This is a genomic window from Corynebacterium sp. HMSC08D02 (assembly GCF_001807505.1).
Lineage (GTDB): Bacteria > Actinomycetota > Actinomycetes > Mycobacteriales > Mycobacteriaceae > Corynebacterium > Corynebacterium pseudogenitalium.
The window spans coordinates 107,460-118,908 of sequence record NZ_KV789255.1; the positions used below are offsets into that span (position 1 = coordinate 107,460).

The 11,449-nt window shown below is 59.1% G+C and carries 10 protein-coding genes; 2 read left to right on the forward strand and 8 right to left on the reverse strand.

What is annotated here, in order from left to right; translation table 11 throughout:
* Nucleotide 1 precedes the first annotated feature (1 nt).
* From pth to HMPREF3170_RS09495, 7 genes are all read right to left on the reverse strand, one after another.
* Nucleotides 2-577, reverse strand: a complete 576-nt coding sequence (gene pth / locus HMPREF3170_RS09465; protein ID WP_070479311.1) for an aminoacyl-tRNA hydrolase — start codon at nt 575-577, stop codon at nt 2-4.
* An 84-nt stretch (nt 578-661) separates the two neighbouring features.
* Entirely contained in the window at nt 662-1,294 is a 633-nt protein-coding gene (locus HMPREF3170_RS09470) for a 50S ribosomal protein L25/general stress protein Ctc (protein ID WP_070362778.1), read from the reverse strand.
* 141 nt (nt 1,295-1,435) lie between these two features.
* Nucleotides 1,436-2,500 (reverse strand): histidinol-phosphate transaminase, encoded by a 1,065-nt coding sequence (gene hisC / locus HMPREF3170_RS09475; protein ID WP_070479312.1) that lies wholly within the window; start codon nt 2,498-2,500, stop codon nt 1,436-1,438.
* A gap of 33 nt (nt 2,501-2,533) precedes the next feature.
* The gene (locus tag HMPREF3170_RS09480; RefSeq protein ID WP_070479314.1) at nt 2,534-3,892 is read right to left on the reverse strand and encodes an amino acid permease; all 1,359 of its coding nucleotides are present in this window, start codon (nt 3,890-3,892) and stop codon (nt 2,534-2,536) included.
* Between the two features lie 163 nt (nt 3,893-4,055).
* Entirely contained in the window at nt 4,056-5,033 is a 978-nt protein-coding gene (locus HMPREF3170_RS09485) for a ribose-phosphate diphosphokinase (protein ID WP_070362775.1), read from the reverse strand.
* A 9-nt stretch (nt 5,034-5,042) separates the two neighbouring features.
* Nucleotides 5,043-6,482, reverse strand: a complete 1,440-nt coding sequence (glmU, locus tag HMPREF3170_RS09490; protein ID WP_071573299.1) for a bifunctional UDP-N-acetylglucosamine diphosphorylase/glucosamine-1-phosphate N-acetyltransferase GlmU — start codon at nt 6,480-6,482, stop codon at nt 5,043-5,045.
* A gap of 66 nt (nt 6,483-6,548) precedes the next feature.
* Nucleotides 6,549-7,775 (reverse strand): MFS transporter, encoded by a 1,227-nt coding sequence (locus tag HMPREF3170_RS09495; RefSeq protein ID WP_070479316.1) that lies wholly within the window; start codon nt 7,773-7,775, stop codon nt 6,549-6,551.
* Between the two features lie 54 nt (nt 7,776-7,829).
* Between HMPREF3170_RS09495 and HMPREF3170_RS09500 the strand changes: the two genes are divergently transcribed.
* A complete protein-coding gene (locus HMPREF3170_RS09500) occupies nt 7,830-9,362 on the forward strand; it encodes a multicopper oxidase family protein (RefSeq protein ID WP_070479318.1) in 1,533 nt (510 codons plus the stop codon).
* 41 nt (nt 9,363-9,403) lie between these two features.
* Here HMPREF3170_RS09500 and HMPREF3170_RS09505 read toward each other — a convergent pair whose 3' ends face one another.
* Nucleotides 9,404-10,447 (reverse strand): DUF3800 domain-containing protein, encoded by a 1,044-nt coding sequence (locus tag HMPREF3170_RS09505; protein WP_070362772.1) that lies wholly within the window; start codon nt 10,445-10,447, stop codon nt 9,404-9,406.
* Nucleotides 10,448-10,802: 355 nt separating this feature from the next.
* Between HMPREF3170_RS09505 and HMPREF3170_RS09510 the strand changes: the two genes are divergently transcribed.
* Entirely contained in the window at nt 10,803-11,435 is a 633-nt protein-coding gene (locus HMPREF3170_RS09510; protein WP_070362771.1) for a TetR/AcrR family transcriptional regulator, read from the forward strand.
* The last annotated feature ends 14 nt before the right edge of the window (nt 11,436-11,449 follow it).

Genomic DNA, 11,449 nt, shown 5'->3' on the forward strand with positions numbered 1-11,449 from the left:
TTTAACCCTGCGCGTGGGCGATGAACGCGTCGGCCGCATCGGCAACAGCAATCGCGACATCGATCTGCTCTTTCGCCGCGAACTGGCGCAGCACAAAGTCCGCCGGCGGCATCTTGCCCGGCGGGCGCCCAATCCCGACCGCAAGCTTGTTGTAGTTCTTGCCGTTTTTCAGCTTCGACAGCGACTGGGTCACTGACTTCAGCCCGTTATGCCCGTGGTCGCCCCCGCCGGTGCGTAGCTTCACCTCTCCCAGCGGAAGGTCAAGCTCGTCGTGGACCACGTAAAGGTCCGCGGGGGAGGCGTCGAAGTAGTCAAGCAGTGCCTTGACCGGGCCGCCAGACACGTTCATGTAGCTTTGCGTTCGTGCCAGGACCACTCGACGGTCCGCCAGAAGCCTGCCTGCGGCGAGTTCCGCAACCTGGGTATTCGTGCGCTTGTGCAGCGCAAGCGTCGCCGGCGACATCGTTGCTCGGCCCGCGAGCTCCTCAATAACAGACACGCCTACGTTATGGCGCGTTCCCTCATATTTCGGGCCAGGGTTTCCAAGGCCCACGACGATGATAGGTGAAGCAGTCATTCCCACATCATAGGCACAGATGGCAAAACGCCCCGCTCGCATGTGGAACGGGGCGTCGAAACGTTGTGAAACGCAGCGGGAGGATTACTCAGCTTCCTCAGTGGACTCTGCGCCAGCTTCAGCGCCGCCCTCTTCAGCTTCCTCAGCTGCAGCCTCGAGATCCTCGTCAACCTGCTCGTAGGTGAAGTTCACCAGCAGGTGATCCGGAGCGGACACCAGCTCAGCGCCCTCAGGCAGCGTGACGTCGGCAGCGGTGATGAGGTCGCCGATCTCCTTGCCATCGATGTTGACCTCGATCTCGTCCGGGATGTTCAGAGCGTCGATCTCGATCTCGATCAGGTCGGACTCGACCAGGACGACTGCGTCTGGGTGAGCCTCGCCGACAGTGACAACAGGGACCTCGACGACAACCTTCTCGCCGCGCTTAATGCCGAGCAGGTCGATGTGGTCGATATCGAGGGTGATCACGTTCTGGTCGATGTGCTTGACCATCGCGAGCAGCTTCTCGCCGTCGAGCTCCAGCTCAACAATGGCGTTGACGCCCTCGTTGCGCACGATGGAGGTCATCTCGATGCGGTCGACAGAGAAGTGGATGTTGTCGATGCCAGCTTCGTAGAGAACGCCCGGGATACGGCCGTCGCGACGCAGGCGACGTGCAGCGCCCTTGCCGAACTCTTCGCGCTTCTGACCTGGGACAACAACTGGGGTAATAGCCATGTTTGTGACTCCTTTTGTAATTGGGCCACAAAAAACCTGTGACCACTGAACGGACAAATTGCTCGTCGAGTGATCACAGGCCAAAGTCTGAGATACATATCGCGTCGATAACGGCCAAAATCAGCCCTCGCCGAGACCCAGCTAGCTTAGGTTTCGACGCCCACCATTGTCAAGCGCCCGCCAGGCGGCAGTGCACGCATTGGTTTCTTCCTCGTTTGTCACCGTAATACGGATGCCTTCATCAAAGGCGCGAACAAGCACCCCGTGCGAAGCAAGCTGCGCCGCCAACTCCTGCGGTGATTCGTTCAAACTCTCTGCCGGAACCCACACGAAATTCGCCTCGGAGTGGGGAGTTCCGTATGCAGCGAAGAACTCCTGCAGCCGCTCACGCTGCGCGCGCGTCCGGGCGACGCGGTCGTGGAGCTCGTCTTGTGAAGACAAGGAAGCAAGCGCACCGACCTGTGCCACCGAGCTCACACTAAACGGAACGGCGACCTTATTCAGCGCATCGATCGTCTCCTCCTGGCCGAACGCGTAGCCAACGCGCGCTCCGGCCAGCCCATACGCCTTGGAAAAGGTCCTAAGGCACACAACGTTGGGATACACCTGAATTTCATCGACACCGCGCGGGGAGTCGGTGGCTGCGTTGTATTCGAAGTAGGCCTCGTCCAGCGCGACGATAACGTCTTGAGGGACGCGGGCCATGAAGTCAGCCCACTCGCGCTCCGTGATTGTGGTGCCCGTCGGGTTATTCGGGTTGCACACAAACACCAGGGAAGTTCGTGGGGTAATTGCATCCGCCATCGCTGGCAAATCCATCCGGTGGTCAGCCGTCAATGGCACTGCAACCGGCGTAGCTCCCGCGATCTGAGCGAAAATCGGGTACGCCTCGAACGACCGCCATGGGAAGACGACCTCGTTGCCCGGCTGCGAGGTCATGGTAACCAGCTGCTGGCACAGCGCTGAAGACCCGGTGCCGACAGCGACCTGCTCCGACCGCACGCCGAGCGAGGCAGCAATCGCCTCGCGCAGTTGCATCGCACCCATGTCCGGGTAGCGGTTCACCGACCGCAGTGATTGTGCCATCGCCTCCTCTACTGCGGACAGTGGGCCCTCAGCAATCTCATTGGAGGAAAGTTTCACCGCACGCTCGTTCCTCTGGCCGGGGACGTAGGACGGAAGGCTATCGAGATCTTTGCGAATCAACTCGGATACTCCTTGAGTAGAGAATAGAAAATTTTAGGCGCGCGACTTCGGCTTCAACGCCCAAATGATTGAAAGCGCGATCACCCAGCCGATCAGAGCGAACAGGCCGGTGCGGTAATCAGGCAGGAACGCCATCAGGACCAGCACCAGGATGAAGAACCCTGCACAGATCCAGTTTGCCACTGGGTACCACGGAGCGCGGAACGACACATCGGGGTGCGTCTTCCGGAAGTTCAGGTGCGCGAAGCACACAGCAGCCCAAGTAATCAGCTCGGAGCCGACGATGATGGCAAGCAGGATGGCGAACACACGACCCTCAAAGAAGTAGTTCATGAAGACCACAATGCCCATCAGCGAACCGTTGAACAGCAGAGCGCGAAGCGGCAACCCCTTTTTGGTCGTTGCTGCGAAAAATGAGGACGCCTGGCCATTGCGCGCGAGATCGCGCAGCATACGGCTTCCCGAGTACGTCATTGTGTTACACACTGACGCAACCGCTACCAAAATAACAAGGTTGAGCAAGTGGGCGGCGCTGTCGATTCCCACAGAGGAGAGCACCCTGACGAACGGGCTGGCGGAAATATCCTGTTCGTCCCACGGCGCGAGCAGCAAGATGACGCTCATGCCACCGATGTAGAAGACCAAAATGCGCCAAATAACAGAGTTCACTGCGCGTGGGATCGTCTTCTCCGGGTGCTCTGTCTCGCCAGCTGCCGTGCCGATCGACATGATGCCGCCGAATGTAAAGGTCACCGCTACCAGGGAGAACAGCACACCAGATGCACCATTCGGGAAGAATCCGCCGTGGACAAAGAGGTTGCCAAAACCGACTGCTGGTTCCGGCCCAAGACCAAGCACCAGCACAACGCCCAGAATGATCATCAGGATCAGCGCAATGACCTTAAACAGTGAGAGCCAGTACTCGGCCTCTGCGAACACGCTCACGCGTGCTGCGTTCACAAGCATCACAACGATAAGCGTGACAAGCGCAGTGAGCCAGTGCGGGATGTCAGGGAACCAGAAGTCGAGGAAAGTGCCCATCGCGGTGAGCTCAATCATGCCCACCACGATGGTGGTAAACCACCAATTCCATCCCGTGATAAACCCGGCGCGCGGGCCGATAAACTCGCGAGCATAGGCCGCGAACGAGCCTGAGACAGGATGCGCTACTGCCATCTCGCCGAGCATGCGCATCAGCAGATAGACGATGAACCCGACAACCAAAAACGTGAGCAGGACCGCTGGGCCCGCATAGCTAATGGATTCCGCAGAACCAAGAAACAGGCCAGTTCCGATACAGGAACCGAATGCGATCATCTGCAGCTGGCGGTTTTTCACCTTGCGCTGCAGGCCACCATCGCTGGTGGCTTGGTGTTGTTCATCGCCGCTCATTGGCGTACTCCTTGCGATAAAGGTTGCCGGATAGCCGGAGGTTTCTTCACACATTAATCAATTGCGTGTGTCAGACAACCGTTGGGTGTGTACAAAGAACCCCCTTGACGCCGCTTCGCGGGGAAGCGCGCAAGGGGGGAGATCCCGAAAGTGAGGCGTAAGGCTATGCCTGTCCCTCGAAGAGGGTTGTTACCGAGCCATTTTCGAAAATCTCGTGAATGGTCTTTGCCAGCAGCGGAGCGATGGAAAGCACGGTGAGGTTCTTCCAGCCTTCGGTGCTCTGCGGAAGCGTATCGGTCGTGATCACTTCCTCCGCGCCACAGTCGCTCAGACGCTCACGTGCCGGGTCAGAGAAGACACCGTGGGTACACGCGATGACGACCGACTTCGCGCCGGCCTTCTTCAGCACGCCGACCGCACCTGCGATGGTGCCGCCGGTATCAATCATGTCGTCCATCAGGATGCAGTCCTTGCCGTCGACGTCGCCGACAACGCGGTTGGAGACGACCTTGTTCGCGGCGTCGATGTCTCGAGTCTTGTGCACGAACGCCATCGGGGCATCACCCAACATATTGGCCCACTTCTCAGCCGACTTCACACGGCCAGCGTCAGGGGAGACCACCACGAGGTTGTCCATCGGGTACTTGGACTTGATGTAGTCCACCAGGATTGGTTGAGCGTGCATGTGGTCGACCGGGCCATCGAAAAAGCCCTGGATCTGATCCGTGTGCAGATCCACGGACACGATGCGGTCCGCGCCGGCAGCGGTGAGCAGGTCAGCAACCAGGCGGGCGGAGATAGGCTCGCGGCCGCGGTGCTTCTTGTCCTGGCGGGCGTACGGGTAGAACGGCAGAATCGCGGTGATGCGCTTTGCGGAACCACGCTTGAGTGCATCAATCATGATGAGCTGCTCCATCAGCCACTTGTTCAGTGGCTGTGCGTGCGACTGCATCACAAAGCAGTCCGAGCCACGCACGGACTCTTCGAAGCGGACAAAGATTTCACCATTCGCAAAATCGCGCGCGGTGGTCGGTACCAACTCGATGTTCAGACACTTTGCGACGGCCTCCGCAAGCTCAGGGTGGGCGCGTCCAGTAAATAGCTTGAGGTCTTTTTGGCTTTCCGTGGAATATCCAGTCATGGTGATCCTTTAGTTCTCGCGTGCTTTCTTTGCAGCATTCGCTGCGTCCGTACCCGGGCGGTTGGCCTCAACCCAACCTTCGATGTTGCGCTGATGGCCCTCCTTGATGGCCAGCGCACCCGCCGGCACATCCTTTGTTACCACCGTACCTGCGCCAGTGTACGCGCCATCGCCTACGGTTACTGGCGCTACGAACATCGTGTCCGAGCCAGTTCGGCAGTAGTCGCCAATCGTGGTGTGGTGCTTCTGGACGCCGTCGTAGTTGGCGAACACAGACGATGCGCCGATGTTGGACTCGCGGCCAACGGTGGCGTCGCCAATGTAGGTCAGGTGTGGCACCTTTGAGCCTTCACCAATCTTTGCGTTCTTGGCTTCGACGAAGCCGCCGAGCTTACCATTCGCGCCAAGTTCGGTGCCTGGGCGGATGAAGGTGAATGGGCCGACGTTCGCGTTCGCCCCGATGACGGAGAGGGAGCCCTGCGTGCGGACAACCTGTGCACCCTCGCCGACCTCCATGTCCGTCAAGGTGGTGTCTGGGCCGATGGTCGCGCCGTTGCCAATCACGGTTGAGCCCCACAGCTGCGTGTTTGGCTGAATGATGACGTCCTGGCCGATCTCAACATCCACGCCGATCCAGGTCGTAGCAGGGTCGACGACAGTGGCGCCGGCGCGCATGGCGCGCTCGACCAAGCGGCGGTTGAGTTCCTTGCCGGCCTCGGCGAGCTGCACGCGGTCGTTCACGCCGGCCAACTCGCGAGGGTCCTTCGCCACGTAGGCGCTGACGGCCTTGCCGTCGCCGCGCGCGATGCCGAGTACGTCGGTGATGTAGAGCTCTCCCTGCGCGTTGTTGGCGTCGATGCGGGTCAGCGCATCGCGCAGGACCGCGGCATCGAAGGCGAACACGCCGGAGTTGACCTCACGGACCTTCTTTTGCTCCTCGTTAGCGTCCTTTTCCTCCACGATTTCCAACACGTTGCCGGAAGCGTCGCGGATGATGCGGCCGTAGCCAGTTGGGTTGTCGAACTCGAGCGACAGCACGGTGACGGCGGCGCTGGTGGCCTTGTGGGCGTCGATAAGCTCGGTGATTGTTGATGGCTGCAACAGCGGCACATCACCGTTCGTAACAACGACAGTGCCCTCGAAGTCAGGGATGACCTCAAGCCCGCACTGTACCGCGTGGCCCGTGCCGTTTTGCTCCTCCTGCACTGCCTGCTTGATGCTGCGGCCCATCTCCTCGGCGATAGCATCGACGGCGGGGGAGACCTGGTCGCGCTGGTGGCCGACAACCGCGACGAGCTCCTGCGGGCCTACCGCGTTGGCTGCGTGCAGCGAGTGCGCGAGCAGACTGCGTCCGCCGATCTCGTGCAGTGTTTTCTGGATGCTGGACTTCATGCGCGTGCCCGCACCTGCGGCGAGGACTACGACGGCGCATTCAGGATGATTTACCACTGAACGGGTACTCCTTAATTCATCGGTGAATGAGGTATAAAACCAACTGCACAACAGCATAACGCGCTACGCGCGCGAGTTTGCAGACACATCCTTCAAACCTGCCGCGCGCCACACACCCACCGCGCCGACCGAGGCTAGGAACAGCAGCGTTGCCTCAGGTCCGAGGGTCGAAATCGCTGATGAGATCGCACCGACGATCAGCAGGACGATGCCCATCGCTGTGTTCGCTGCGCCCGTGATCATGGTGCGGCGATCGCCCTCCGCCATGTCCACGAGGTAGGTCTTTCGGCCCACGCGCACCGTCGTGTGTGCCAAGTTGACCAGGAAAAACCCGATTGGCATGATCCAGCGGTTGACCTCGGGAGTAAGCCAGTGCCCGGACATCACCAAGAGCACGAGCACGACTGATGCGGCGCCAGCGGCCCAGGCCATCGCGTTTTTCGACGACTTATCCGCCCACATACCGGAGACCTTTCCACCAACGAGTGCTGCGCCACCCGATGCCAGGATGAAGCCGCCGAGTGAGGAAAGGTTCGTGCCCTGTTGCTGGGCCAGCACGACAATAAATGGCGTCGATAAGGCGGTGACCAGCATGAGGGAGCGAACGATGAGGAACTTCTGCAGGTCCCTGTCGTCCTTAATCAGGTCCCACGTTTGGCGTGCCCACCCCTTGCTGGAGGCCTCCGAGGGTTCCTCTTCAGGCTCCTTAATGGTGCGGAAAACTAGGGAGGCGAACGCCCACGTGGAGGCGCCCGCCGCAAGGAGCGTCACGAGTACCCACCGAGGTAGGTCATTCGGGAGAATTGCGAACAGCACACCAATCGCGAGGGTGACGGCGCCAGACAGCGCGGTAGCCCGCCCCGTGATGAGACCACGGCGACCCTTCGATACGGTTCGTCCCTGCACATCTTTGCCTGAGATTGAACACAGCGCACGGAAGATCGAGAGCGCTGCAAGCAGGATGACAATCGCAACGCCTAAGGCAGCGCCACTGAGCAGCGCCGCAGAGAGCGCGATCAGCCCTGCTGATGCGGCCTGGCCCCACGAACCAACCAACCACACCCATTTTCGCGAACGCTGCGACGTGACCCAGGGGCTCAGCGCGGCTTGCGGCAGCATTGAGCCTGATTCGCGGATCGGTACCAAGAATGCCGTGAACAGGGCTGGTACCCCGGCAGCTGTGAACAGCCACGGTAATACTGTCTTTGCAGCAACGATTTGGTCACCGATTCCCTGCAAGCCGTTGGCCCACACGAATCTGCGTGCGTTGTACTCCTCGTGAGACGTCATACCAAAGATAGTAGGGTCGGCAGCAGAGTTTACGCATTCGAAAGAGGAGAACCCATGGCTTCGGCACGCGCTCACCGCAACGTCATCAGTAGAAGGACATTCTTTAAAGGCGCACTGTTTACGCAGGTTGCGCTGTTGGCGGCGTGCGCCGGGGAAGGCCCGGGAGGGGTACGCTCCGGCCAGGCGACGCCCGAAGGCGCTGAGGCCGAAGCCCGCCCGCTTCCTATCCCGCCGCTGGAGCAAGGCACACTCAATGGCACCACGCGCAGTTTTGAGCTGACCGCGCAGCAAGGCGAGTACGAGATCGTGCCAGGTACCAAGACGAAGACCTGGGGCTTCAATGGCCCCTGGCTTGGGCCCACGCTCTACATGCGGCAGGGTGAAACCATTGAGATGAAGGTGAACAACGCGCTCGACGAGCCCACGGTGGTGCACTGGCACGGCCTGCACTTGCCCGCGGCGGCGGACGGCGGTCCAGCGCTCATCTTCGATCCAGGCACGAGCTGGGAGCCGACATGGCAGGTCGAGCAGGCCGCATCCACCTGCTGGTACCACCCGCACCCGCACGAGATTTCCGCCCTGCACGCCTACCGCGGCCTCGCTGGAGGCATCGTTATCGCCGACGACGCATCCGATGCACTCGGCCTGCCGCAGGAGTACGGCGTCGACGACATCCCCGTCATCATCACCGATGCCAAGTTCACCGAGGACGGCCAACTCGACGAAACCATCGACCCAACTTATGGCCTCCTCGGGACAACGCCGCTGGTGAACGGTATCACGAAGCCGCGCTTTGAGGCGTCGACAAGCCGTGTTCGACTTCGCATCTTCAACGGTGCAACGATGCGCTTCCACCATCTCAGCCTCGGCGTGCCGTTCAACATCATCGCGACAGATCAGGGGCTTCTCGACGCCCCCATCGAAGCCGACGCGGTACTGCTGAGCCCTGGCGAGCGGGTAGAGATCATCGTCGACCTTGAGGAGGGCAAGGACCTGATGCTGCGCAGCGACGGCGTCCCCAATGGGGGAGGCCTGCCTGACGAGGAAGTCGCCAACGGGTTTGGCCTGCAAGACACCTTCGACCTGCTCGAGATCGCAGCGCCGGAACACGACACCGCACTCGACGCGCTACCGGCACAGCTCGTCCCCGTGGTGCGTCCTGATGTCAGCGGAGCACCGGAGCGCGAGTTCCGGCTTAACGGCTTCCAAATCAACGAGCAATCCATGGATATGGAACGCGTCGACTTTGTCATCGACCACAATGGCCCCGAAGTCTGGCACGTCACCAACGAGAACTCCGACTGGCCGCACAACTTCCACGTACACAATGCCAGGTTCCTGGTGGACAAGGTGGACAACGGCGAGGTTGCTTTCACCGAAGGCTGGCACGACACGATCTATGTACCGCCACTGTCAACCGTCACCCTCATTGTGGAGTTCGGCTGGCACCCGGATCCGACCTTGGCGTACATGTACCACTGCCACATGCTCTTCCACGAAGATGAAGGGATGATGGGGCAGTTCGTCATGGTTGAGCCTGGGCAGAAGGCGAACCTGCGGCCGATGCCGGAGGGGCATCACCACTAGGCTAAGTTCCAGGAAGACCACGACCTGAAAAGGTTTAAGAATTACTTGGAAGCTTTGCCTCCGCGAATGGCGTCTAACTTCCGTTGTAAGTCAGGGGAACCTGCCGAGACGATGCGCTGCAGCATTTGTTGGTTGCCTTGCATACGGCGTTTGTTTCTGGCTTCGTGCTCCGCAGCGATTTCCCAAAACTTTGTCGTGTTTATTAGATGCTTTGGAGAGCACTTCAATGAGTGATCGGTTGAATTGCTCCAAATAATCGAGTTGCTGGAGGGCGAACAGCGCTTGAACACATCTCTACAGAGGTCGACCGACCAAGCAAATTGTGACCGTTCTGCGAAGTGGTAGTCTGTGAGCCGTCCGAGCAACGCACACGTCCAGTCAGCAAACTGGATAGTTCCGTATAAGTGACTGTCGGCCTGAATCGGAACTTCAATGATGCTGCGGTTATCTTTGTTGGTTTTGCTGTAAATAGTTTTGCCAAGTGTTGCGACCGCACGTTCACGGTTGTCCGTATCAGTTGCATCCATGATGACCAGCAGCTCTTCATTGGCTTTCGTCGCTATCCTGCCAAGCCTATTGATGGCTTGGATCAAACAATGTTCCTCGCGCTCTTGAGAAGTCTCTTTAGTGACGCTGACTGGGCCAATTGGCTTCTCTTGTCCAAAGAAGAAGAGTTGACCACCAAGATTTCCCAGTTTTCGGTACAGCCTCTTAGTCGCTGGGTTGATTTCATCCTTGTACTCGCGGATATTCGCGGTGGTAAAGAGTGCTGATCCCTTCTTTTCCCACCGTCTTGGATGCGCATTAGCTTGCGTAATTTCCCAGTCAAGAAGCTGTTCTTTTACGTACTCAAAATAGCCACCAAATTGCCGAACGCTGTGCGACGGTATCAAATACCCGGCATAACCAAATACTGGGTGTGTATTAAACTTTTTATGGTCATGTCGGATGTAGGGGCCCTGGTGTCCGAATTCATCGAGGTAGGCTATGAGCATGGCGGTTCCTTCGAGATAGCTCAGCGGCCAGAACAATGCTTTGCTCTGGCCGCCGGAATTAGCGCGGTACGCGTGTTTCAGCGCCGCCACTGCAATTTCAATATAGCTTTTCCGGTAAACGGAGTCAATCGTGCAGTTTCGTGACTACATTTTGACTACATAAACCCCCACAAACGCCCTCAAACGCCCCACAGTTCACCCCGCTGGAAAACGAAAAACACCCCCAACCCAGGCAAAGCGCCAGGTAGCGGGGGCAATAAAAAGCTTCCCCACCAGGACTCGAACCTAGAATGACGGTACCAAAAACCGTAGTGTTGCCGATTACACCATGGGGAATTACTCGACCTAGTGTAACCGAAACCTCACGAAATGTTAAAAAGTGTGATGAGCTGGCAGTTTACGGGCTGTCGGGGTGATGCCCGGGGTGGGCTCTAAGCTAGAATGCATGGCTCGGCAGCGAATGACAAGAACGCAGCGCAGGGACCAGTTGCTCGCAATTGGTCGCGCTGCCTTTGCAGAACGTGGATTTGATGGAATCTCCATGGAGGAGATTGCGCTGCGTGCAGATGTGTCGAAGCCCGTCGTGTACGAACACTTTGGCAGTAAGACCGGGTTGTACGACGCCGTCGTTTCGCAGGAGATGGCGCGGTTCGAGCGCACGATTGTCGAAGTGATCCAGAACGGACGCTGGCGAGAGCGCATTGATAATGGCGTGTTGGCTCTGCTGACGTACATCGATGAGGAAACTGATGGGTTTATCATCCTGGTGCACGGTAGGATCCTCGGACGTGAACGAACGTACTCGACAGTGCTGAACCGCGTAACTGCGGAGGTGTCCTACCTGCTTGAGCGTGCGTTTGAGCACCGCGGCCTCGATGCTTCGGTGGCGGCACTGTACGGGCAGGCGCTGGTTGGGACCGTGTCGAATACGGCGTTGTGGTGGTTGGACCAACGGGGCGTCGATACGCGGTTGGATAAGGCGACGGTCGCGGCGCACATTTCGAACCTGTGCTGGAACGGGTTGAGCGGGTTGGAGGCACAGCCCCGCATCATGACGAACGAAGTGGAGGAACAGTAGTGGAAGAACAGACA

Bases quoted from the DNA above. Each gene is read 5' to 3' on its own strand.
- pth (WP_070479311.1), bottom strand. From the start codon at position 577: ATGACTGCTTCACCTATCATCGTCGTGGGCCTTGGAAACCCTGGCCCG.
- HMPREF3170_RS09470 (WP_070362778.1), bottom strand. From the start codon at position 1,294: ATGGCTATTACCCCAGTTGTTGTCCCAGGTCAGAAGCGCGAAGAGTTC.
- HMPREF3170_RS09480 (WP_070479314.1), bottom strand. From the start codon at position 3,892: ATGAGCGGCGATGAACAACACCAAGCCACCAGCGATGGTGGCCTGCAG.
- HMPREF3170_RS09485 (WP_070362775.1), bottom strand. From the start codon at position 5,033: ATGACTGGATATTCCACGGAAAGCCAAAAAGACCTCAAGCTATTTACT.
- HMPREF3170_RS09495 (WP_070479316.1), bottom strand. From the start codon at position 7,775: ATGACGTCTCACGAGGAGTACAACGCACGCAGATTCGTGTGGGCCAAC.
- HMPREF3170_RS09500 (WP_070479318.1), top strand. From the start codon at position 7,830: ATGGCTTCGGCACGCGCTCACCGCAACGTCATCAGTAGAAGGACATTC.
- HMPREF3170_RS09510 (WP_070362771.1), top strand. From the start codon at position 10,803: ATGGCTCGGCAGCGAATGACAAGAACGCAGCGCAGGGACCAGTTGCTC.